Origin of the sequence: Alloalcanivorax sp. C16-2, from assembly GCF_046507615.1 — a bacterium.
GTDB lineage: Bacteria > Pseudomonadota > Gammaproteobacteria > Pseudomonadales > Alcanivoracaceae > Alloalcanivorax > Alloalcanivorax marinus_A.
On the sequence record NZ_JBKFTL010000004.1, the window covers coordinates 235,206 to 255,787 of the forward strand.

Here is a 20,582-nt window from a genome sequence, read left to right on the forward strand (position 1 = left end):
GTTCGGCCTGGAATAATACCGTCCTCCAACAGAAACGCGGAACCAACGACCTTGGCGATGATCGGGACACGCTTGAAACCACGGCTAAAAACGACGCCTCTGGGCTTCGGACTTCCGATCGCACTCCCTTAATACATATTATCCCTGGACAGCATGGCGCAAAAAGCAACGCCGAACATGGCCGACAACCATAGCCAGAACCCGGCTTGATACTCCACTATTCGCTCCCTTGGACCTCCATCTGCCCAAAGGCTCGAGTAGAAGAAAGAGGACAAGGCCAGAATAAAGCTTCCATATGATAGATTCCGCGTCACCTTCGATGTTTGCCCGCACAGCAACATCAATACGGAAAGCCCGAAGAGAGGATTCGCAAACCACGCGATGCAATTATCCAGAACGGCGGCCCACCCAATCATCAGAACGTACCATCCCATATAGTCATTCAAGACGGCAGAAAATCCTTGATAGCTACTATCAGTCGTGAACGCAGGAAAAAATAGCGACAGCACGTATAGGACAACGGAAATTAACACCAGAATATAAAGCCTGAACTCAAGCACATCCCCCCATATGTCTTTCATCACTTCACCCTTGCTCCATTAAAACCACTCTTCCTTTATGCATACAGCCCGAAAGATCCAATTCGGCGAGATCACCACCTGATTTATCGACGCCAAGAAGAAATGCAGCTATACGACGGACCCCCTGAAAATGAAGGAGCACGACGGTGAAATCACTGTTCAGGCGCGGGTCGCTGGCGACTTCCCGGGCAGTCCCGCTGTGCTTCGCTATGTCTCCGGACTCGGCGATGACAGGATACAGTCCTCGCTATCGGTTAAGCCAAAGCGCCGGCGCTTTCCCGATTTGGCGGATCAACTCCGCTCTTCATCTCGCAGCGTCAGCACCTCGAAGCCATCCGGGGTAACCGCGATGGTGTGCTCCCACTGGGCGGAAAGGCGCTTGTCGCGGGTGACCACGGTCCAGCCGTCCGGCTTGGTGCGCACCGCCGCCTTACCCTGATTGATCATCGGCTCGATGGTAAAGGTCATGCCCTCGCGCAGCACGGTACCGGCGCCGGGCTGGCCGTAGTGCAACACCTGCGGGGCTTCGTGCATCTCGCGCCCGATGCCGTGGCCGCAGTATTCGCGTACCACGGAGTACCCCTGCCGCTCGGCGTAGCGCTGAATCGCGGCGCCGACATCGCCCAGAGTAGCGCCCGGTTTGACCACGCGGATGCCTTCCCACATGGCCTCGTAGGTCTTCTCCACCAACCGCCGCGCATGGGGAGCCACCTTGCCGATCATGTACATCTTGCTGGAATCGGCGATAAAGCCGCCTTTCTCCAGGGTGATGTCCACATTGATGATATCGCCGGACTTCAGGATCTTCTTCGCCGACGGCACGCCATGGCACACCACCTGGTTCACCGAGGTATTGAGCACATACTCGAAGCCATACTGGCCCTTGCTGGCCGGACGCGAGCCCAGCTCATCGACGATGTAGCGCTCCACCCGATCGTTGATCTCCAGGGTGGAAAGACCGGCCGCCACCCAACCATCCAGGTACGCGAAAACCGACGCCAGCAGCCGCCCGGACTCGCGCATCAGCGCCAGCTCCGCCTCCGTCTTCAAGACCGCCTCAGCCACCGGCCACCCGCCGTATATCCACCTCGGCCAGCTTCAGCTGCTCGCGCACGATCTCGGAAAAGGACAGCTCAGGATTGGCCTCCGCCAACATACCGATTTTGATCCAGAACTCAGCCTGGGCGTTGATGGAACGCACCATTACCGAACTGGCTTTGCGGATCTCCTCGTGGAGATCATCGTTGATCTTTACGATGCCCATGGCACGACCTATATATGAAACGTATACGAATCATATATACCGAGCCCTCAGCTCGCAACAGGGCGCGCCACCAGCAAATGGTAGGTGGTGAAACGCCGGCCCAGCAGCTGGCTCTGGTGCACCTCGCGCGCCATTCTGGCCAGCGACCGGTATTCCGGTCGACTGCCGAGAAGATGGAAGACGACTTCCTCATGGCCGAACTCGCTGGCCCAGCCCATCAGGATTCTGAATACGGCGATGCCAAGCCCCCAGGCCCTTTGTGACAGCACGATCGCAAGTTCGAAGCCATGACCATCCGGCTGAATCCCGCACCAGCCCGCCAGCTTCCCATCCACGAGAATCCCGCGAACCCGGCAGCCGGGCAGCGCGTCCAGCCGATGCTTCTCCCTTACCCACTCCTGAACGCTGTCCTTGTCGAAGCAGGCGTGATCCACCAGGTGCTTTCTCAGCGGCGCCTCGTTCAATACCGCCAGAAGGTCCTTTGAATCCACCCGGGTAAGATCAACCAGTTCCAGGTTGCTCATACCGGACTATCCGCCCGCCGCTTCGGCGTACTGCTGAAGCAAGACGGGGAATTGCTCTTGAGGCGGGAATTCTTCAAAGCCGTGGGTGGCACCGGTACTGACCCAATCCAATTTTTCCTTGGTGAAAGTCTCGATGAACGGGCGGTAATCAGCGGCGTTGTCGAACATCGTGGAGCGCACATTCACGAAATCCGCCTCGCCCTCCGGCCGGGTGAACAGCCAGCTCATGCAGTAATCGCAGAAGAAATGCCGCGTGGCGCCATGCAAACCGCCGATCACCGGCTCCCCCCGCGTGACGCTAAACGCCTCACCGGGGAACAAGGCACTCAGACTGAACGCACTGGACGACATACGCTGACAACCGGTGCAATGACAGGCCATGGTGACCATGGGCCTGGCGTGAACCTCGAATTCAACCCGCCCGCAGCGGCAGCGCCCCGTGGCGCTCAAGGAAACGTCCGACATAACAAAGGACCTCTTCATGGAAATATCAGGCACCGCTTCCGGAACCCTCCTCACGGATCGTCAAACCATGGTGGTCCGCCATGGCCACCAGCGCCGACTCATCACCCCGGATCTCCCACTCGAACCAGTTGGTCCACTCCATCACCAGTTCCTGGCCGTCTTTTCGGAGGGTATAGCTGTCGAAATCGATGCCTTTGTCAAAAGCCAGGGGCGAATACTCCCTTACCTTCTTCCACCCTCCGCGCCTCAGCGCTTCGAGTAGCTGGTTTCCCTTTTCCGTATCCAGCTCGATCAACTTCATTCCGAAAGGCACCTCTCCTCCGACGCCTGAACGCCGAACCGCCCCAGCATCCGCCGCACATAGCGGGTATCCGACCACAGGCCCTCGTCCTCCGCCTGTATGCCCATGCCGTTGGCGATGGCCTTCATCTCCCCGTAGCTCTTGCCGAGAATGTTGGCCACGGAGGCAATGCCGCAACCGGAGACTTCTTCCTGTACAACGCAGCTAATCACTTCTATTACTCTAATCCCGCCGTTGCCATAATGAAGGCAACCCGCTCCTCAATGCCGACGCGAGGCACTTCCACGGTTTGGTAGCCCCACCGCTCATACCACCGCTTCATCCCTTCGAATACCTCCACGGACTCCTCGAAGGTCTGGTCTCGCTCCGAGTCCGTGCCGTAGATTTCCTGCCAGGGCGGCAGCAGAAACACGGGATTGTGGTACGGGAACCGCTGAACCAGACCGGCCGCTTCGTCTTCCGTGATCGCGGACGCCAGGTCCAGCATGTACAACGCGTCCAGCACACCCCGGTCGAAGAAGGTTACGCCGTGGTGGGCTGTCGCGGCCCGATACTGTTCGATGTCCGAATCCAGGATCTCCCTGGCGAAGGCGGAGGCATCCGGTCGCGGCGACAGCCCCGCCGCCAGCCTCGTCTTTATGATCCGCCGCGCGGCCTCCGGGGCCACGCGATGGCCTCGCGCCGCGAGAGCATCCAGCAGGGTGGTTTTGCCGCCACCAGGACCACCGGTGACCACGAACCGTTTACTCATAGGATTGATAAGCTCCCTTCCGCCGGGAAACAAAGGCACCCGGCCTATTTGCTTTCCGGCATTGTTCCACTCAGAGCAGCCACGAGGGCCGGAATGTCGAAACCACTTTCGCTGATTGATTTCGGCACCACATAGTAGAGTCTTGGCATGGAAAAAATGATCACGTAGCGGTCATTCTGGCGCCACTTATGGATCGCATCCCAGCGCAGCAGCCCCTCGCCATCCCGGGAGGAAAAGGAGACGCCCTCCTCCCTCAACTCAACGGTGAACTCCTCGTGCATCGCCTTATATTTATCGTAGTGCCGCCCAAGTAAATACGGCGATACGAAAAGCTGGACCACCAGGAAAAAGACAATCCAACCGATCAAACCACCGACGATGGGTGCACTGACGGCTGGCGGCGCATAAACCGCCACGACCAGAAGGACAGCGAACACCATTACCGAGACAATCACGACTTTCACCGTGGGCCTGGCGTACAGCCTGCCCGACGCCACATAGTCCTTTTTCGAGATGCGGTATTTCGCCTTCATCGTCATCTTGTCAGCACCTCACATGGGCCAGGATATGTTTCTTCACGTGTTCGAAATCCTCCCGCTTCGGCAGCACGCTGGATACGATAGTGAGCTTCCCTTTGCGGTGAATAATCTTGAAGAAGACCGTTCCTTTTACTTCCTGGACCGAGACTTTTTCCACGTCGTTAAACGGCACCGTGATGATCTTTTTGCTAATGCCGCTCTTTGGTGCCCGAACATACTGATCGGTGATGATGAGCTCTCCCTTTGATGTGAGGCTCTTGAAGATCAGCAGCAAGCCCAACACCGAGAAGGCCGCGAGCACGAACGTGATCACCCAGTAGAAGATCGTGGCGCCCATTCGCGAAAAATGGATGCTGCCGTTCAGCACCAGCCCCCGATCGTTATCCAAGGAAAAGAAGCCCATGAAGCCGGCAAGCACGCCGAAAAAGACAACGGTGACGATCGCGGCGAGCAGCTTTGGCTTATAGGGGTATCGCTCTTCCATCATTCCAGTTCTCTTTCATTGCATTTATCCCGCCGGGGTGCCTGAACGGACCGGCCATCAACCAAGGTAAGCGACCGATTTACCACTTCAGCGCGTGAAATCCTCGATCTCATCGTAAACGGTGACGGAAAGCCGCTCGCCGATCTCACGCATCCCCACCATCTGCGACGGGCTCTCCGCGCCCCAGAACGCCTTCCAACTCTCCATGGCGTCCCACTTGGCGACCGTCAGCACCTCGGTCTTGTCCTCGGGACCGCGGAGCATGAAGCTGCCCAGCGCCCCGGGCACGGTTTCATGAATCCTGTTCGTGGTGTGAGCCCACGCTTCCCGAAAGCGCGGGAAGTCCTCTTCCGCCACCCGCCACCGGTATACCACCCGAATCACATCCGTCTCCCTATCACAATAATGAGCCGCCGCTCTTGCACCAAGGCAATGACGGCATTGCGTGCGTGACAACCGCTTTGAATCAGCAGGCCCTAAAATGCCCGATTCGCCGCTTTCCGTCGAGCGATCAGCGGGGGCGGATGCGCGAAGCTTGATGCATCTCTCGGGAAGGCGTGGAGCGCCGGGGAATTTCGCTATTCGGGCGGGAAAACGGAATTTGGTGGGATCGCGGCTGAAGCCGCTCCCACGGGGGCCAGCAAGGGCCAGGAGCTGCCCGGCCCTGCTGGTGGAGGGGTTTATTGGAACACGGGGAAGACGGCGGCGTCGCCGTAGTCCTGGATGGGCTTCATGGTCTTGAGGGTGGCCATGTCGTCGTCGGCAATGACGAAGTCCACGTCCGCGTTGTTCTTCATGTGGTCGGGCTTGGCCGTTTTGGGAAGCGGCAGCAGGCCGAGCTGAAGGTCGTAGCGGATGCAGAGCTGCGGGATGGAGACGTTGTACTTGCGCGCCATCTCGGCGATTTGCTCATTCTTGAACAGTTCGCCGTGGCCCACCGGGGAATAGGCTTCCACCAGCAGGCCCTTGTCCTGGGAGTGCTGGATCAGGTCCCAGGGCGTGTTGCTGATGTGGGCCAGCACCTGGTTGACCACCGGCTTCACGCTGCAGGATTCGAGGATGTTGTCGACGTCCTGCTCGGCGAAGTTGGAGAGGCCGATGGCGCGCAGCTTGCCGGCGTCATGGGCTTTTTCCAGGGCCCGCCAGGCGGCGCGGTTGCCTTCCAGGAAGCGGTCCGCCTCGCCGAAGCTGTCCCAGGGTTGCGGGCTGTGGATGATCATCATGTCGATGTAGTCCAGGCCCATGCGCTCCAGGGAGCCGTCGATGGCTTTCACGGCGTCTTCGTAGTCCTTGAAGCGGGCGGCGAGCTTGGTGGTGAGGAACATGTCCTCGCGGGAGACGCCACAGGCTTTGATGCCGGCGGCCACCTCGGCTTCGTTGCCGTAGTCCTGGGCGGTATCGATGTGCCGGTATCCGAGTTCGGCGGCGTCCTTGACGGCCTGCTCGGCGGCGTCACCTTCGATCAGCCAGGTGCCGAGGCCGAGTTTGGGAATCTCCACACCGTTGGAGAGGGTGTAGGTTTCTTGCAGCATCATGGTCGTTTCTCCTTGGTTGGTCACCGAGCGGAGCGCTCGATGGCATCCATCAATTCGTGCAGGGCGACTGCGTCGTCGAAGGACGGCGCGGTGCGCGAGCCCTGCGTAATGTCCTGGTACAGGCGCGCGTATACGCCGGCCACGTTGCGGGCGGCGGCGGTGTGCGGCTTGCCTTGGTATTCGCTCGCGTCCGGCATCAGGGGCGCCAGGGTTTGGTCGTCGCCACGGGCCCCTTTTACCCTAAGCTGGGTGAGCTGAGCGTGGCCCAGGTCCGCGGTGACCTGAATGTCGCCTTCGGTGCCGTTGATTTCCCAGAGCAGGTTGGTGCCCTTGCTGACACCGCCACGATAATGGACCGCCAGCGCGGCGCCATCGCTCAGCGTGCCGTGGAGCATCACCTGGTCGGCGGCGGTCTTGGGGCGGGTCTCGCCGGTGTCGGTGACGCGCACGGTTTCGTAGCGGCGCAGGGTCCGGGCGGAAACCTGGTCGATGCCGCCGAGCACGTCCTGCAGGGCGGCCAGGGTGTGGGCCAGGGGGATCATTTCCATGGTGGCGCCGTTGCGGGCGTCGTACAGGTAATAAAGATCGTCCGAGGTGGTGCCGGCCCAGTTGCCGCCGCTGCCGATCAGCGAGGTGGACAGCACGGTGCCCACGTAGCCGTCGGCGATCAGCTGCTTGAGATGAAGAATTTCCGGGGCCACCCGGGCCTGGGTGCCGACCACCGCCACCACGCCCTGGGCGCGGGCCAGCTCCGCCAGCCGGCGGGCTTCCGCGAGGCCGTTGCCCAACGGCCACTCGCAGTACACATGCTTGCCCGCTTCCAGCGCCGTGGTCACCAGCTCCAGGTGATGGGGCACCTTCACCGTGACCACCACCAGATCCACCTCCGGCGAGTGGGCCAGCTCCTCGGCGCTGGCGAACGCGTGCGGCAGGTTCATTGCCTCGGCGGTGCGGCGGGCGCTTTCCACGGAGCTGTTGGCCACACCCACCACCTTGAACTTGTCGCCCAGGGACGCGAGGGCCGGGATGTGCGCCGTGGCGGCCCAGTGGCTGTCGGGGTTCAAGCCGATGAATCCGACTCGAATGGGCTTCTCTTCCATGGCCGATCCTCCTGTGGCGATCAATGGAACTCGGAAGTGCCCTCCATGCTACGCCCCGGTGCGCCGTGGCGTTTACCCGATCATCGCCAACGCCTGCCTGATCCTGTCAATTCCTCGTGACGGGATAGTCGTCTGCCAGCTCCAGAGTTTCCAGACTGTTCCTTTTATCTTCGAGGTCTTTGAATTCTTCAGTTTTGTCGAGCTTCTTGGACTTCATATCACGAAGCAAAAGCGCCAACTCAAACGGCGCAGCTCCAAGGTGCAATCGTACTTGCGCATTAAAGGTATCGACAATAGCACTGGTGCTTTCGTCCAAATCAGTGCCGAACGTTGCTGCGTTGATACCTAGGATTTGCCCCAACTGATTTAAGAGATTGGCATAGCTGTCAGAGAACCGCTTCTGACGCTCTTTGTAGTAGTCAAAAAGATGCTGGCGAGCAGAAAATTCGTTCCCTTCGCGTATTTTTTCCAGCGTGGCCCGGAACTGAAGGGACGCTGCCTTATATCCAACGAAGCCAGTAACTAAGGCTGGGCCAAGAATCTTGAGAGCATCATGAAGCAGTTCAGTTATTGCCGGATCCATGTGTTACCTCATGAGCGCATAACGCCGTCAACATGGGCCGAGCGTAGCGAGGTCCCGCCCCAGCATAGCTCGGGCGAAGTGCTTGGCATTGTTAAGAGCCACGCCCGGCTTTATGGGCACGGCCATTTTTGTTGAACTGAATCATTTACTAGTTCCATGGCGCTACGTGAAGCGGGCGGGGCTTCTTTGAGCAATACGCTCACAACCTGCTCCTTGACCTCACCATGTGTTACTGCCTCCGGAACACACCACTCGTCCATTGAACTATAAAGTGCGTCAATGGCTCCCTCGCAGAACCCGCGAGCATATTCATTTGTTTCTGTTTCCTCACACGCCGCGTAAAGAAACGATGCTGACATAGGTGTTGCCAAACTATCCGCCTGCACCAACGGCGCCGCGATCAGTAAGGCCAGAATTAGCCCTGTTCCATTCGTATTCATTTCGGCTTTCCCGTTTTCGATCATGTGTTCTGAACGCACAAGTAACTGGCACCGGAGCGACAGCGAAGGGAACCAGAACCCGCTAGGGTTTTGGTGTCCGGTAGACCGCCTTGTTAAGGTGCCGACGCCTGAAAACGCCCCATGCCCCCAACAAACCAAAGACACTTCCTGTCCCCACAGCAAGGTGTAACATGCTCACGGGAGTGAAGGTACCTGCATATACAAAGGCCGAAAAACCACCAGAAAGAAAATAGGTGTTGCCCAGAGCCATAAAAGCGATAGCCCAACGGCCATATTGGGGCTCCTTTCTTAATACCTGAGCCCCAACAACAATGAACACAGCCAAGGCCGATGCTAAGGTCACCAGCGTGAGATTCGGGGTAGCGTGTGTCAGGTCCGCTTCCACTCCGGCTTGGTGGATTTCCCTACCAGAAAAGCCGCCGAGGAGGGTGACCGCAATAAATAGCCCGATCAGATATCTCATAGCACCTTAACGCTTGCAGCACGCGCGTTAGCGCGTCCCGGCCGCAGGCCCTTGCTGATCTACTTTGTTAGGGCTTTCTGCGCGATTAAAGGTTGAAATACGTATAGAACGCCCTGGTATTTTGTGTCTTGCCAACTCATTTAGACGTTCTGCTGCTTGCTTCATAGCTTGAAGATCAACCTCATTTGTTGCGAACTCATTTGATTGCGGCTTTGATTCAAGCTCAACAAACTTTACCTTAAACTCTTTTTTCGATATTTGCACATAACAATGCAAGGCATTTGTACCTGGATATCTAAAACTCAAATTCTGTGTGTGGCCCGTTAATGGCTGAAGCCCCCATGACATACTTGAACTTAGGAATTCAAAACCTTCATTTTTTAATAAATTTATTACCTCGCCAGCTAACAGATCAACTTCTTCGTCGCTGGTGATGATTCGTTTTGTGCCATCTACTCCTAGGCCCGCATCAATATGCTGAAGCTCTCTTTGTTTCAACATTGCTCCTTTAGGAGGGCAGCCACAAAGTAGAAACGCTACTGCTATTATGAATATTGCTCGAAATTTCATTTGTAGCCCTAACGCCATTGTTCAGCGGCAGCCTTGGCAGAGCGAAGCGGCGACAAGGCTGTCCAGTGGAGGGCCTTCAGGCCCGGAACGTACTGGAACTATTGGTTATGCGGAGCCGCTTGGTAACGTCCCATCTTCGAAGTCCGCATACCTCTCCACGCCTTTTGCAGACACCTCCAAGCCGCCCAATCTCTTGATTTCCGTCCACGGCGTAGAGGACGCGTCGTATTCAATCAACTCATATTCCCGGTGGCAGGTCTGCCAATTTGTACATGGACACCTATTTGGAGGTTGGTCCCAGGGTGTCTCTGCGAGGCGCTGAAGCACAGCCAACGCTTCACTCCACGAGTTAAACTCCCCGTGCCACTCTGCGTGGAATTGATCCTCCAGGACGACAGTCAAGATTCGGCCTCATTGGTACGCATAACGCTTTTGTTTAGCGGCGCCCCGACAGGGGCGTCCGGTGGAGGCCGCAGGCCGGAACAAACTACAACAACTTGTTAGAATTTCTAGTTTGCGAAGAACGCCCTTACCGATTTGGCTATCCTTTCCGTTTGGCTTGCATCCAGCCCAGGACTGACGCTTGAACTCCATAACTCGGGACCATCAAACTCACTAACTTTTATGTTGAGCATTACGTGGCCAAGCTTATCGGAGGTTGCGGTTAACTCCAGCTCGCCCTCGATGGAAGTCCACACCAGGGGGCCTTGCCAACCTTTCCATTCTTTTGCGATGAACTCGAAAAAATTGACCAACAAATCACAGTCGGCATAACCCCAAACTCTTTTCTCCAACTTTACGACAGGACTGTCGTAGCGCACAGAGAAGTAATCAGCATCTCTTTCGCAGAAAGTAAGCGATGCAGATGTGCTTCCTGATTTTATGACTGCTGTATCCATCCTTCCTACTTCTAACGCCCGCCATCACCGGTGACAAAGCCGTAGCGGAGCGGAGCTTTTGGCATCCGGTGGATGGCCTGGTTAGCTGATGGGCTCAATGCAGTACTCGATCGGCATAGGCTTGTCTACTACCTTTGAAGACAACCTGTATCGCTTACCTTTTTCTATTGAAGCTTCTTTCAGCACATCTTCGAGACGATCTTTTATTGGGACCTGAAAGTCATCTTCTGTGCGAGCCTGGATAAATGCTGCTGTGACCTCGAATTCATAATTCTCCGACTTATACAGAGCGAATTCGTCTCTAGGATCACGCTTAAACTCAAAACTCTCGCCATAATTATTGCCAAACCAATCCTTTACTTCATCAAGGACCGTATCGATATTTTCATACATTTCTGCATTCTCCTTTTCAGCTAACGTTCGCGTTGAGCCGCGCGCCGACAAGGCGCGTCGGACTCGAACGCGTTGTTATGCGTTGCCTCCGTCATTCCTCAACCGAGTTCCACGTAACCTTGGCTTGCTTTCCTTTACCCTTACCGAGCGTCTTACGATCTATGAGCTTTGACTCGAATTCGAAATCCTGCGTGATCTTTACAACAAGCAACTTGTTAAAGTTTCCGGCCCGCTTGACTTGAACCGTTCTATTGCCTTTTTCCGGCGATATTGTTTTTATCTCTACCCAATCATTTCCGAGGCGACCATCAGATCCCTTTGTCCCTGGTGCGTGACGTTCAATCCCGTATTTAATTTCTCCGTAGAGTTCGCCCAGTTCACCCCAAATCTGTAAGTAGCGACCCGTTACGTCACGGTACTCTCTCGCCGCTTCGACCAGATCTTCGAAAACTCTAATGACATCGAGACTCGCCTCGGGGTACTCAGCCTGCATTTCCTGATCCGCAAGTTGGCCATTGATCCAGTCCCAACTGATCCATTCCCCATCATCCCAAATGCCGTCAGCCGGTCCTGTCATAGGCCTTCCTGTCATTGAACAGCGCATGTGATTCCCCAGGTATAACGCCCGGCTCACCGAGCGAATTTTTGATGGCGGCTTTTGTGCAGCTCTTTGCACAAAAGATGACAGCGGAAATTTGTCCGGTGCAGCCGTTTGTTATGTGTGTTGCTGCTTACAATTACCACCTATGTGTACCTTAAGAACAAGCCAAGATAGTTGTTATGGATATTGCTTTTCCATGTGTTGCCATACAACCGAAACCCTAGTTGCTCAAGTATCTTTACCATCGCCGGATTAGCTGAAATTTCGGTAGAAGCCATGAGGTTCTCTTGCCCGAACTCATCTAGCAGCATGCGAGCAATATTTTTCGCTATGCCTTTTCCAGCATAGCTTGGGTCCGTGTACAGATATCCAAGCTCCCATTCAAAATCACTGCTTTGCTTTGGAAGTCCAGCTTTCTCATTTGAGAAATCGGATTCAGTCTTGACCTTAATAGCGCCAATCCCAGCTACCTTTCCATCAATTTTTGCGATACACAACAATTTACACCTATCAGCTTTGCGCCAAAGATCACCTTGAACTTTTCTCTGCTGCTTCAATGCTACGGAAAAACACCCTCGGACTTCATCTGTAAGCTGACTTTTCGAGATTAAATCATATTCGATTTTCATTTCTCCAAAACTCTTTCTAATCGTTCTAGCACGACGCTTTCTTTACATAACAGGTATTAGGACGCCGGCTCGAATATCCAATGAACGCGCCGGCGTCATATCACGTTATAGTTTTTAACTTCATCGAATAAAAGCAGAAAACTCAACGCGTTACAAACCCGCCGCATTGTCTGTCCCTGTTCGCTTGATTTCTTCAGTTCCGAATTGCCATGACTCCGTTCATATAAACAGCCCCAAGAGGGTAGCCATGCATACGAATAGTCGCAGGCGCCCAAGGCTCCGTGATCCGTTTCGCGATGCCATTCAAGTGCGCCATTACAGCCCACGGCCCGGGAAAACCTTGAGGTCATCGTTGACCTGATCCATGGCGCTGGGTTGCGGGTTACGGCGTCGGTTCGTGGTGGCGTTTTAGGGCGTCGTTACAGGCCAGGGGCGAATGGCCGGACCGCTGCTTTGAAGTGGAGAGGTTGGTGGTTGATTTAGGGGCTGATCGCGGCTGAAGCCGCTCCTACAGGGGCGTGTTGGGGCGTGTGGGGCATGGTGTGCGTGATCGGGCGGGCGAGCGGGCCCGCCGGGCGGGGAACGCCTTAGGGGGCGAGGCGTTCTCGGGTCCAGGTGGTGCCTTGTTTGAGGTAGCGGAAGCGGTCGTGGAGGCGGCTGGGGCGGCCGTGCCAGAACTGGATTTCCTCGGGGGTGATGCGGTAGCCGCCCCAGGTTTCCGGCATGGGGATGGTTTCGCCTTCCGGGTATTGCTGGGCGAGGTTGGCCATGTCCGCTTCCAGTTGTTCGCGGGTGGCGGGGCGGCTTTGCGGGGAGATGGCGGCGCTGAGCTGGCTGTCGCGGGGGCGGCTGGCGAAGTAGTCGCGGGATTGTTGGGGGTCGAGTTTTTCGGCGCGGCCGTTGACGATGAGCTGGCGGTCGAAGGGGCCCCAGAACATGACGAAGGAGACGTTGGGGTTGGCGGCGATGTCGTCGCCTTTGCGGCTGTCGTAGTGGGTGAAAAAGACGAAGCCGCCGTCCTCGATGCCTTTGAGCAGGACCACGCGGCTGGAGGGGCGGCCGTCGGCGGAGACGGTGGCGAGGGTCATGGCGTTGGCCAGGGGGAGGTTGGCGTCGATGGCTTCGTCGACCCAGCGGCGGGCCTGCTCGACCGGGTCCGCCAGCAGGTCGGCTTCGCTGAGGCCGGGGGCGTGGTATTCCTGGCGTACGTCTTTCATGGGGGCCCTTGTTGGTTTGTTCGTGGTGTTGGGGATTGTAGCGGAAATGGTCGGGGGTTTTGGTTGTTTGGGGTCAAGGGTGGTGGGTATGTGCCGGGGGGATCGCGGCTGAAGCCGCTCCTACGGGGGGTTCGATTGGGCATGGAGTGAACGAAGCGCGCTTGGGCGGCGGCGGGTTGGGGTGGGATTCGTTATCCTGGGCGTATGTCATTCAATACCATCGAGATCAATAAGCAGCGGCAGGATTTGAGCGGGCGCGAGAGCGTTTGGTTGTTCGGTTACGGGTCGCTGATTTTCAAGGCGGATTTTCCGTATCTGGAGCGGCGGCCGGCGAGCATTCGCGGGTGGGCGCGGCGGTTCTGGCAGGGCTCCCACGATCATCGGGGGACGCCTGAGTCCCCGGGGCGGGTGCTGACGCTGGTGGAGAGCCCGGGGACGGTGTGCGCGGGGATGGCGTACCGGGTGGCGCCGGCGGTGTTCGATCATCTGGATGTGCGGGAGAAGAACGGCTATTTGCGGTTTTCCACGCCGATGACGTTTTCCGATGGTGGGCACGAGGAAGGGCTGGTGTACATCGCCACGGAGGACAACGCGGCGTTTTTGGGGCCGGCGTCCGAGGCGGCGATCGCGCGGCAGATTGCGGGGAGTCATGGGCCTAGTGGGCCGAATCGGGATTATTTGTTGAATCTGGCGGAGGCGTTGCGGGAGTTGGGGGCGGAGGATGAGCATGTGTTTGCGTTGGAGCGGTTTTTGTTGGGGGTGGAGAGGTGTTGAGCGTGGTGTGGTGTAGCCGGGTGTGGAATCGCGACTGAAGTCGCTCCTACTGTTCTCTTCGCATTTGACGGGGGGAGACGCCGAACCAGCGTTGGAAGGTGCGGCTGAAGTTGGAGGGGTCCTGGTAGCCGAGGCGTTCGGCGATGCGTTCCACCGGGAGGTCGGTTTCCAGGAGGTACCAGGCGGCGAGCTCGCCGCGTACGTCGTCGAGCAGTTCCTGGTAGCGGGTGCCTTCGCTTTTTAGCTTGCGGATCAGGGTGCGCGGCGACATGGCGAAGCGGGCGGCCATGTCTTCCAGGGTGGGGTACTGGCCATCGCCGTCGAGCAGTTCGATGCCGATGCGCTGGCTGAGCGGGCCGCCGCTCTGCAGTTGCTTGAGCTGGTGTTCGCAATCCCTTAGCGCGGTGCGGTGCAGGCCCGGGTCGGCGGTGAGGCAGGGGGTGTCGAGCACCGGCTTGGGCAGGGTGATGGCCAGGTGGTCGGCGCCGAAGGTCACCGGGCAGCCGAGCCGTTGTTCATAGTGTTCCGCCCAGGGCGGCGCCTCGAAGGGCACCTGGATGCGGGCGTCGCGCAGGCGCCGGGAGGTGACCGTGTCCACCAGCTGGAAGTAGGTGGCGAGGATCGAGCCGGCGTTGAATTCCCGCATGTCGCCCAGGTCCACTTTTTCGTGGAGGGTGAGCCGCCCTTCCCGTTCGTCCTCCTCGAAGCTGAGTTCCACCAGTTGGAAGCGCACCGCCACGAAGCGGGCCACTACCTTGAGCACGGCGCGCAGGTCCGGGGCGGAGATCACCGCGTAGCCCAGCGGGCCGTGGGCGGACACCGAGGTGGCGGCGCCGATTTCCAGGCCCAGCCAGGGGGTGCCGGTGAGGGCCACGGCGCGCCGCTCCAGGCGCGACACCTGCTCCAGGCTCAGGTAGCGGTGTTCACCGAGCAGTTGCTCCCATTGCAGCCGGGTGCCACGGAAGATGGCGTCGTTTTCGAAGCCTCTTTCGTGCAGATAGGCGCACATCAGCCGGGGGTAGACCGGGTGGATGGCGGGGCGCAGGCGGTCGGTGTCGGTGGCGACCATGGTCGGGTCCTTTGTCACTATATGACGACTTATTGCCACCTTAGGCGGTGCCTTGCAAGGTCCGGGGGAGACATTCTGTATCCCATCGAACAACAATATCGAGGTTGCTATGAGCAAGGCAGGCGTTTTCACCGGACCTTCCGGGGTCGTGTACCGCGACCGCAAGCGAAAACTGTGGTTCACCTCCATCTTCGTGCCGGCCATCGTGTTCGTCGGCCCGGCGTTGTATTTCGCCACCGGCAACGCCTGGACGCTGTGGATTCCGCTGGTGTTCTACTACCTGACGGTGCCGGTGCTGGACATGATCATCGGCGAGGACCTGAGCAACCCGCCGGAGGAGATTGTCCCGCAGCTGGAGGAAGATCCTTATTACCGCTGGGTGACCTATGCCCTGGTGCCGCTGATCTGGGGCGCCTGGTTCTTCGGCGCCTGGTTCGTGGGCACCCAGGATCTGCCCTGGTACGGGGTGCTGGCCATGGTCTACCTGATCGGCGGCACCTGTGGCGTGGGCATCAACCTGGGCCACGAGATGGGCCACAAGAAGGGCAAGGGCGAGCGCTGGCTGGCCAAGTTCGTGCTGGCGCCGTGTGGCTACGGGCACTTCTTCATCGAGCACAACAAGGGCCACCATAAGGACGTGGCCACGCCGGAGGACCCGGCCTCCTCGCGCATGGGCGAGAGCATCTGGAAGTTCGTGCTGCGGGAGATTCCCGGCGCCGCCAAGCGCGCCTGGCGTCTGGAAAAAGATCGTCTGGAGGCGCGCGGCAAATCAGTGTGGTCCCTGGAGAACGAGATCATCCAGCCGGCGATCATCACCGCCGTGGCCTGGGGCTCGGTGCTGGCGATCTTCGGCATCGGCCTGCTGCCCTACATTCTGGCCACCGCGTTCTGGGGCGCGTTTCAGCTCACCTCCGCCAACTACATCGAGCACTACGGCCTGCTGCGCCACAAAACCGCCAACGGTCGCTATGAACGCACCAAACCGTACCACAGCTGGAACAGCAACCACATGTTCTCAAACTGGGCCACGTTCCACCTGCAGCGCCATTCCGACCACCACGCCCACCCGACCCGGCGCTATCAGAGCCTGCGCCACTTCGAGAACCTGCCCACCCTGCCCAACGGCTACTTCGGCATGTTCTTCATCAGCTACTTCCCGCCGCTCTGGTACAAGGTGATGGACAAGCGTCTGCTGGAACACGCCGGCTACGATGCGCGCAACATCAACTTCGACCCGGCCCGGCGCGAGGAGCTGATCCGCAAGTACGACATCAAATACGGGGACGCGCCGGCGAAGGTGGCCGCGGGCTGAAAGGCATTATCGCGACTGAAGTCGCTCCTACGGCACTGCGTTTGGCACCGTAGGAGCGACCGGGCGGCGTACCGCTTCAGTCGCGATCGCCCGCTTGTCACTCCCGCCTCATTTAATGATAATTGTTCGCATTATCAGGAAAGGGGCGAGGGGTGAGCATGACACCAAGGTCGTTGTCGGTGCCCCGGCGACGGGACACCGCCGGGGCGTCTTCAGGCGCGATGCCGGACATCGGCCTGCTCTACCACGAACATCACGGCTGGCTGTTCAACTGGCTGCGGCGCAAGCTGCTCAGCCCCCAGGACGCCGCCGACCTCTCCCACGACACCTTCGTGCGCCTGATCACGGGCGCCCCGGCCCAGCTTCATGAACCGCGCGCCTACCTGCTGGTCATCGCCAGCCGCCTTCTGATCAACCGCAACCAGCGGCAACGCATCGAGCGCGAGGCGCTGTACAGCGTGGCGGTCCTGCTGGAGGGCACCGATCGGCGCGGCCCGGAGCAGGTGGCCGGGGCCCGGGATCTGCTATCCCGGGTGCTGCACCTGCTGCTTGAGGAGCTGCCGGAAAAACCCCGCCGCGCCTTCCTGATGGCGCGCCTGGAGGGCCTGAGCTACCGGGCCATCGGTGAGCGGCTGGCGGTGTCCGAGAGCAGCGTGAAGCAGTACCTGGCGCGCTGCCTGGCCCATTGCCACTGGCGCCTGCACGATGCCCTGGAACAGGGGGGCGGCCAATGAGCGGCACGGACGGCATCCGCGATCGGGCGGCGGACTGGGTGGTGGCCCTGCATGAGGCCGGCGAGGCGGAGCGCGCCGAGCTGGAACGCCGTTGCCAGGCCTGGCAGGCGGAGGACGAGCGCCACCGCCGGGTGTTCCATGAGATGCGCACTTTGTGGGACGGCCTGATGCCCGAACGCCCGCGCCGTTCCCGGGCCGGCGTGCTGGTGGTGTGGCTGCTGATCGGGCTGATCGCCTGGCAGTTGCCGTGGACCCTGTGGCGCGGCGATGCCCACACCGGCACCGGCGAGCGCCGCGTGCTGGTGCTCGACGACGGCAGCCGCCTGACCCTGGACGCGGACAGCGCCGTGCGCCTGACCCTGAACGCGGACCTGCGTCGCGTCCGGCTGCTGCGCGGCCGGCTGTTCGTGAAGGTGGCGCCGGACGCCAACCGGCCGTTCCAGGTGGTCACCCGCGATGGCACCGCCGAAGCCCTGGGCACCGAGTACAGCGTGGCCCTGGAGGGCGAGCGTACCCGGGTGGCGGTGCGCGAATCCTCGGTGCGGGTGATCCCCGCCGCCCGGCCGGCGGCAGCCCGGGTGCTGCACGCCGGCGAGGGCACCACCCTGACCCGCACGCGCAGTGACGCCCCGGCGGCGCTGCCGCCGGGGCGCTTCGACTGGCTGGATGGCCGGCTGGTGTTCAATGACGCGCCCCTGAAGGAAGTGCTGGCAAGACTGTCCCGACACCGCCCGGGCTGGCTGCTGGCCAGCCCGGCGCTGCCCTCGGACCTGCGCTTCACCGGCGTACTGCCCGCCGACGACAGCGAGCGGGCCCTGGCGGTGCTGGGTGACGCCCTGCCGGTGCGGGTGCGGCGTATCACCCCCTATGTGGTGTGGGTGGACTGATTTTTTTCTGCCCGATCCGGGCCGTCGCCGGTCATGGAAGGTATAGGCAACCAAAGGAGACCTCCATGCCCCTACCCTTCCGCCCCCGGCTGACCCTATCCCGGCAAACCCTATCCTGGCTAACAATGCCCTGCCTGCTCGGCGCCCTGGCGCTACCCGCCAGCGCCGCCGAGCTCGACCTGCCCGCCCAACCCCTGGATCAAGCCGTCACCGAGCTGGCCCGTCAGACCGGGCTGACCATCGGCGGCGACGCCAGCCTGCTGCGCGGCCACCGGGCACCGGCCCTGAGCGGCGACTACGCGCCCCTGGACGCCCTGCGCCGACTGCTGGCCGGCACTCCGGTGACCTTCCGGGTGACCGGTGACGACAGCGTCATCCTGGAGCGCGGCAATACCCTGGAAGCGGTGGAAGTGAACGGCGAGGCGGAGCGCGCCGGCCTGGCGCCGGTGTACGGTTACGTGGCCCGCCAGAGCGTCACCGCCACTAAAAGCGACGTGGCCCTCAAGGAGACTCCGCAATCCGTGTCCGTGGTGACCCGGGAGCAGATCGAGAACCAGAACGCCCAGACCCTGGACCAGGCCCTGGCCTACACCCCGGGCGTGCAATCGCTCACCGGTGGCGCCAACAGCACCACCAGCGACGGTCTGCAGATCCGCGGTTTCAACGTCACCGGCTCCAGCCCGTTTTACCTGAATGGCGCCAAGCTGGCCCGTAACACCTTCAGCACCACCGCGGAGCCCTATGGCATGGAACGCATCGAGCTGCTGCGCGGGCCGGCCTCGATCCTGTACGGCGCCGCCGCGCCCGGCGGCGTGGTCAACATGGTCACCAAGCTGCCCACCCAAGAGCCACTGCGCGAGATCCGCCTGCAGGGCGGTAGCCATGATCGCCGCCAGCTGGCGGCGGACTTCGGCGGCCCGCTCACCAACGACGGCCGCTTCGCCTATCGCGTCACCGGCCTGACCCGGGACAGCGACACCATGGTGGACTACATTCCCGATGACCGGGACTTCCTGCAGGGCGCCCTGACCTGGCAACCCACCGACAGCACCCGGCTGACGGCATTCGCCACCTACCAGAAAAACGACACCGCCTATGTCTACGGCTTGCCGGTGGCCGGCACCGTGGAATCCAACCCCAATGGGCGCATCGACCGGGACCGTTTCATCGGCGAACCCGGCTTCAACGAATTCGTCTCCGAGAGCTACACCCTGGGCTACCTGTTCAGCCACCGCCTCAACGACACCTGGACGGTGCGGCAAAACGCGCTCTACTTCACCGCCGACGCGAATTACGCGGATATCGGCGTGGGTAGCTACGCCGCCGACCAGCGCACCGTGAGCCGCAGCGCCTATACCCGCAACGACGACAACCACAGCTGGAGCCTGGATAACCAGCTTGAAGGGGTGTTCGAGCTGGGCCGGACGCGACACACTCTGCTGTTCGGCGCCGACTACACCGAGCAGAGCTTCGCCCGTGCCCAGTACAGCGGCACCGTGGCGCCGCTGGATGTGTACGCACCGGTGTACGGGTCCCCGGTGGTGCTGGGCGCCACGCCGTTGGGCTCGTTTAAATCGGACAACCAGCAACTGGGCATCTACGCCCAGGACCACATCAAGGTAGACGACCGCTGGGTGATCCTGCTGGGCGGCCGCTACGACCGCTTCGACAACAAGCAACGCGACCGGCTCACCGGCGACCGCGCCACCACGTACGACGACAGCACCTTCACCGGACGGGCCGGCCTGGTGTATCTGTTCGACAACGGCTGGGCGCCCTACCTGAGCTACTCGCAATCCTTCGAGCCAGTGGAAAGCAGCACCGGCACCGACTACGAGCCCACCGAGGGCGAGCAGTACGAGGCCGGCCTGCGCTACGCGCCGGATGACCGGGATTTGTCGGTGACGCTGTCGGTGTACGACCTGATTCAGCAGAACGTGCTCACCACGGACCCGGCCGGTGGCCCGCAGATCCAGGAAGGCGAAGTCCGCTCCCGGGGCGCGGAGCTGGAAGCCCGTGCCCAGCTCACCAACGGGCTCAGCCTGATCGCCGGCTACGCCTACACCAACGCCGAGATCACCAAAAGCAACAGCGGCAGCGAAGGCAACGAACCCGGCGCCGTGCCCGAGCACAGCGCTTCCCTGTGGGCGGACTACCGTTTCGGCGGCGCGCTCAGCAACCTGAACGTGGGCGCGGGCGCCCGCTACATCGGCGCCAGCTACGACCTGGCCAACAACGTGCGGGTGCCGGACTACACCGTCTACGATGCCCTGCTCGGCTACTGGCTGGACGACTGGCGCCTGGCCCTCAACGTGCAGAACCTCACCGACGAGGAGTACGCCACCTGCACCTACCTGTGTTTCTATGGCCAGGAACGCACCTACACCGCCACCGTCACCTACCGCTGGTGAGGTAACACGGACGGGGTGGTGCGCGCCGCTTGTGG

Annotated in this window: 28 protein-coding genes; 5 read left to right on the top strand and 23 right to left on the bottom strand. The window is 60.2% G+C overall.

Going from position 1 to position 20,582, the window contains the following annotated elements:
• Positions 1–128: 128 nt before the first annotated feature.
• The 22 genes from ACLD02_RS16345 to pdxH form a co-directional block, all read right to left on the bottom strand.
• Positions 129–581 carry a hypothetical protein gene (locus tag ACLD02_RS16345; protein WP_194865619.1) on the bottom strand — a complete coding sequence of 151 codons (453 nt, stop codon included), beginning with the start codon at positions 579–581 and terminating at the stop codon, positions 129–131.
• Positions 582–872: 291 nt separating this feature from the next.
• A complete protein-coding gene (gene map, locus ACLD02_RS16350) occupies positions 873–1,646 on the bottom strand; it encodes a type I methionyl aminopeptidase (protein ID WP_410299179.1) in 774 nt (257 codons plus the stop codon).
• Positions 1,639–1,845, bottom strand: coding sequence for a ParD-like family protein (locus ACLD02_RS16355; RefSeq protein WP_194296896.1), 207 nt, complete (start codon positions 1,843–1,845; stop codon positions 1,639–1,641). Before ACLD02_RS16355 ends, map begins: the two co-directional genes overlap by 8 nt.
• 47 nt (positions 1,846–1,892) lie before the next feature.
• A complete protein-coding gene (locus ACLD02_RS16360; protein WP_410299180.1) occupies positions 1,893–2,369 on the bottom strand; it encodes a GNAT family N-acetyltransferase in 477 nt (158 codons plus the stop codon).
• A 6-nt stretch (positions 2,370–2,375) separates the two neighbouring features.
• Positions 2,376–2,834 (bottom strand): GFA family protein, encoded by a 459-nt coding sequence (locus ACLD02_RS16365; RefSeq protein WP_410299181.1) that lies wholly within the window; start codon positions 2,832–2,834, stop codon positions 2,376–2,378.
• Between the two features lie 25 nt (positions 2,835–2,859).
• Positions 2,860–3,135 (bottom strand): hypothetical protein, encoded by a 276-nt coding sequence (locus tag ACLD02_RS16370; protein ID WP_410299182.1) that lies wholly within the window; start codon positions 3,133–3,135, stop codon positions 2,860–2,862.
• Positions 3,132–3,347, bottom strand: a complete 216-nt coding sequence (locus ACLD02_RS16375) for a hypothetical protein (RefSeq protein ID WP_410299183.1) — start codon at positions 3,345–3,347, stop codon at positions 3,132–3,134. The genes ACLD02_RS16370 and ACLD02_RS16375 overlap by 4 nt, the downstream gene beginning before the upstream one ends.
• Before the next feature lie 5 nt (positions 3,348–3,352).
• Positions 3,353–3,886: an AAA family ATPase gene (locus ACLD02_RS16380; RefSeq protein ID WP_410299184.1), complete on the bottom strand. Its 534-nt coding sequence runs from the start codon at positions 3,884–3,886 to the stop codon at positions 3,353–3,355.
• Positions 3,887–3,930: 44 nt separating this feature from the next.
• The gene (locus ACLD02_RS16385) at positions 3,931–4,425 is read right to left on the bottom strand and encodes a YcxB family protein (protein ID WP_410299185.1); all 495 of its coding nucleotides are present in this window, start codon (positions 4,423–4,425) and stop codon (positions 3,931–3,933) included.
• A gap of 4 nt (positions 4,426–4,429) precedes the next feature.
• A complete protein-coding gene (locus ACLD02_RS16390; RefSeq protein WP_410299186.1) occupies positions 4,430–4,912 on the bottom strand; it encodes a hypothetical protein in 483 nt (160 codons plus the stop codon).
• A gap of 84 nt (positions 4,913–4,996) precedes the next feature.
• Complete coding sequence (locus ACLD02_RS16395) at positions 4,997–5,293, bottom strand: antibiotic biosynthesis monooxygenase family protein (RefSeq protein WP_410299187.1); 297 nt, start codon at positions 5,291–5,293, stop codon at positions 4,997–4,999.
• Between the two features lie 296 nt (positions 5,294–5,589).
• Positions 5,590–6,444, bottom strand: coding sequence for an aldo/keto reductase (locus tag ACLD02_RS16400; RefSeq protein WP_410299188.1), 855 nt, complete (start codon positions 6,442–6,444; stop codon positions 5,590–5,592).
• A 20-nt stretch (positions 6,445–6,464) separates the two neighbouring features.
• Positions 6,465–7,544 carry a Gfo/Idh/MocA family protein gene (locus tag ACLD02_RS16405; RefSeq protein ID WP_410299189.1) on the bottom strand — a complete coding sequence of 360 codons (1,080 nt, stop codon included), beginning with the start codon at positions 7,542–7,544 and terminating at the stop codon, positions 6,465–6,467.
• Between the two features lie 106 nt (positions 7,545–7,650).
• On the bottom strand, positions 7,651–8,127 hold the full coding sequence (locus tag ACLD02_RS16410) for a hypothetical protein (RefSeq protein WP_410299190.1): 477 nt from the start codon (positions 8,125–8,127) through the stop codon (positions 7,651–7,653).
• A gap of 110 nt (positions 8,128–8,237) precedes the next feature.
• Positions 8,238–8,567 carry a Rap1a/Tai family immunity protein gene (locus ACLD02_RS16415; RefSeq protein ID WP_410299191.1) on the bottom strand — a complete coding sequence of 110 codons (330 nt, stop codon included), beginning with the start codon at positions 8,565–8,567 and terminating at the stop codon, positions 8,238–8,240.
• A gap of 82 nt (positions 8,568–8,649) precedes the next feature.
• Complete coding sequence (locus ACLD02_RS16420) at positions 8,650–9,051, bottom strand: hypothetical protein (RefSeq protein ID WP_410299192.1); 402 nt, start codon at positions 9,049–9,051, stop codon at positions 8,650–8,652.
• Between the two features lie 27 nt (positions 9,052–9,078).
• Positions 9,079–9,621: a hypothetical protein gene (locus ACLD02_RS16425; RefSeq protein WP_410299193.1), complete on the bottom strand. Its 543-nt coding sequence runs from the start codon at positions 9,619–9,621 to the stop codon at positions 9,079–9,081.
• 509 nt (positions 9,622–10,130) lie between these two features.
• On the bottom strand, positions 10,131–10,520 hold the full coding sequence (locus tag ACLD02_RS16430; protein WP_410299194.1) for a DUF6228 family protein: 390 nt from the start codon (positions 10,518–10,520) through the stop codon (positions 10,131–10,133).
• 81 nt (positions 10,521–10,601) lie between these two features.
• Positions 10,602–10,913 (bottom strand): hypothetical protein, encoded by a 312-nt coding sequence (locus ACLD02_RS16435; RefSeq protein WP_410299195.1) that lies wholly within the window; start codon positions 10,911–10,913, stop codon positions 10,602–10,604.
• 91 nt (positions 10,914–11,004) lie between these two features.
• A complete protein-coding gene (locus tag ACLD02_RS16440; RefSeq protein WP_410299196.1) occupies positions 11,005–11,490 on the bottom strand; it encodes a hypothetical protein in 486 nt (161 codons plus the stop codon).
• Positions 11,491–11,657: 167 nt separating this feature from the next.
• Positions 11,658–12,143 carry a GNAT family N-acetyltransferase gene (locus tag ACLD02_RS16445; protein ID WP_410299197.1) on the bottom strand — a complete coding sequence of 162 codons (486 nt, stop codon included), beginning with the start codon at positions 12,141–12,143 and terminating at the stop codon, positions 11,658–11,660.
• Between the two features lie 587 nt (positions 12,144–12,730).
• Complete coding sequence (pdxH, locus tag ACLD02_RS16450; protein WP_410299198.1) at positions 12,731–13,360, bottom strand: pyridoxamine 5'-phosphate oxidase; 630 nt, start codon at positions 13,358–13,360, stop codon at positions 12,731–12,733.
• A 204-nt stretch (positions 13,361–13,564) separates the two neighbouring features.
• Here pdxH and ACLD02_RS16455 point away from each other — a divergent pair, with 204 nt between their 5' ends.
• A complete protein-coding gene (locus tag ACLD02_RS16455) occupies positions 13,565–14,134 on the top strand; it encodes a gamma-glutamylcyclotransferase (RefSeq protein WP_203105980.1) in 570 nt (189 codons plus the stop codon).
• Between the two features lie 46 nt (positions 14,135–14,180).
• On the opposite strand, the gene ACLD02_RS16460 is transcribed toward ACLD02_RS16455, so the two are convergent.
• Positions 14,181–15,203, bottom strand: coding sequence for an AraC family transcriptional regulator (locus ACLD02_RS16460; RefSeq protein ID WP_410299199.1), 1,023 nt, complete (start codon positions 15,201–15,203; stop codon positions 14,181–14,183).
• Positions 15,204–15,312: 109 nt separating this feature from the next.
• Here ACLD02_RS16460 and ACLD02_RS16465 point away from each other — a divergent pair, with 109 nt between their 5' ends.
• The 4 genes from ACLD02_RS16465 (at position 15,313) to ACLD02_RS16480 (ending at position 20,547) form a co-directional block, all read left to right on the top strand.
• Entirely contained in the window at positions 15,313–16,515 is a 1,203-nt protein-coding gene (locus ACLD02_RS16465) for an alkane 1-monooxygenase (RefSeq protein ID WP_203105982.1), read from the top strand.
• A 158-nt stretch (positions 16,516–16,673) separates the two neighbouring features.
• Positions 16,674–17,249, top strand: a complete 576-nt coding sequence (locus tag ACLD02_RS16470; RefSeq protein WP_238401211.1) for a sigma-70 family RNA polymerase sigma factor — start codon at positions 16,674–16,676, stop codon at positions 17,247–17,249.
• Positions 17,246–18,136 (top strand): FecR family protein, encoded by an 891-nt coding sequence (locus tag ACLD02_RS16475; protein WP_410299200.1) that lies wholly within the window; start codon positions 17,246–17,248, stop codon positions 18,134–18,136. The genes ACLD02_RS16470 and ACLD02_RS16475 overlap by 4 nt, the downstream gene beginning before the upstream one ends.
• Before the next feature lie 65 nt (positions 18,137–18,201).
• Positions 18,202–20,547 carry a TonB-dependent siderophore receptor gene (locus ACLD02_RS16480; protein WP_410299201.1) on the top strand — a complete coding sequence of 782 codons (2,346 nt, stop codon included), beginning with the start codon at positions 18,202–18,204 and terminating at the stop codon, positions 20,545–20,547.
• The last annotated feature ends 35 nt before the right edge of the window (positions 20,548–20,582 follow it).

Coding starts and splice junctions, on each gene's coding strand:
- ACLD02_RS16435 (WP_410299195.1), bottom strand. CDS start 10,913: ATGTATGAAAATATCGATACGGTCCTTGATGAAGTAAAGGATTGGTTT.
- ACLD02_RS16475 (WP_410299200.1), top strand. CDS start 17,246: ATGAGCGGCACGGACGGCATCCGCGATCGGGCGGCGGACTGGGTGGTG.
- ACLD02_RS16345 (WP_194865619.1), bottom strand. CDS start 581: ATGAAAGACATATGGGGGGATGTGCTTGAGTTCAGGCTTTATATTCTG.
- ACLD02_RS16370 (WP_410299182.1), bottom strand. CDS start 3,135: ATGAAGTTGATCGAGCTGGATACGGAAAAGGGAAACCAGCTACTCGAA.
- ACLD02_RS16380 (WP_410299184.1), bottom strand. CDS start 3,886: ATGAGTAAACGGTTCGTGGTCACCGGTGGTCCTGGTGGCGGCAAAACC.
- ACLD02_RS16415 (WP_410299191.1), bottom strand. CDS start 8,567: ATGAATACGAATGGAACAGGGCTAATTCTGGCCTTACTGATCGCGGCG.
- ACLD02_RS16470 (WP_238401211.1), top strand. CDS start 16,674: ATGACACCAAGGTCGTTGTCGGTGCCCCGGCGACGGGACACCGCCGGG.
- ACLD02_RS16355 (WP_194296896.1), bottom strand. CDS start 1,845: ATGGGCATCGTAAAGATCAACGATGATCTCCACGAGGAGATCCGCAAA.
- ACLD02_RS16425 (WP_410299193.1), bottom strand. CDS start 9,621: ATGAAATTTCGAGCAATATTCATAATAGCAGTAGCGTTTCTACTTTGT.
- pdxH (WP_410299198.1), bottom strand. CDS start 13,360: ATGAAAGACGTACGCCAGGAATACCACGCCCCCGGCCTCAGCGAAGCC.
- ACLD02_RS16420 (WP_410299192.1), bottom strand. CDS start 9,051: ATGAGATATCTGATCGGGCTATTTATTGCGGTCACCCTCCTCGGCGGC.
- ACLD02_RS16365 (WP_410299181.1), bottom strand. CDS start 2,834: ATGTCGGACGTTTCCTTGAGCGCCACGGGGCGCTGCCGCTGCGGGCGG.
- ACLD02_RS16445 (WP_410299197.1), bottom strand. CDS start 12,143: ATGAAAATCGAATATGATTTAATCTCGAAAAGTCAGCTTACAGATGAA.
- ACLD02_RS16385 (WP_410299185.1), bottom strand. CDS start 4,425: ATGACGATGAAGGCGAAATACCGCATCTCGAAAAAGGACTATGTGGCG.
- ACLD02_RS16410 (WP_410299190.1), bottom strand. CDS start 8,127: ATGGATCCGGCAATAACTGAACTGCTTCATGATGCTCTCAAGATTCTT.
- ACLD02_RS16440 (WP_410299196.1), bottom strand. CDS start 11,490: ATGACAGGACCGGCTGACGGCATTTGGGATGATGGGGAATGGATCAGT.
- ACLD02_RS16360 (WP_410299180.1), bottom strand. CDS start 2,369: ATGAGCAACCTGGAACTGGTTGATCTTACCCGGGTGGATTCAAAGGAC.
- ACLD02_RS16430 (WP_410299194.1), bottom strand. CDS start 10,520: ATGGATACAGCAGTCATAAAATCAGGAAGCACATCTGCATCGCTTACT.
- ACLD02_RS16455 (WP_203105980.1), top strand. CDS start 13,565: ATGTCATTCAATACCATCGAGATCAATAAGCAGCGGCAGGATTTGAGC.
- ACLD02_RS16405 (WP_410299189.1), bottom strand. CDS start 7,544: ATGGAAGAGAAGCCCATTCGAGTCGGATTCATCGGCTTGAACCCCGAC.
- ACLD02_RS16400 (WP_410299188.1), bottom strand. CDS start 6,444: ATGATGCTGCAAGAAACCTACACCCTCTCCAACGGTGTGGAGATTCCC.
- ACLD02_RS16465 (WP_203105982.1), top strand. CDS start 15,313: ATGAGCAAGGCAGGCGTTTTCACCGGACCTTCCGGGGTCGTGTACCGC.
- ACLD02_RS16460 (WP_410299199.1), bottom strand. CDS start 15,203: ATGGTCGCCACCGACACCGACCGCCTGCGCCCCGCCATCCACCCGGTC.
- ACLD02_RS16480 (WP_410299201.1), top strand. CDS start 18,202: ATGCCCCTACCCTTCCGCCCCCGGCTGACCCTATCCCGGCAAACCCTA.
- ACLD02_RS16390 (WP_410299186.1), bottom strand. CDS start 4,912: ATGATGGAAGAGCGATACCCCTATAAGCCAAAGCTGCTCGCCGCGATC.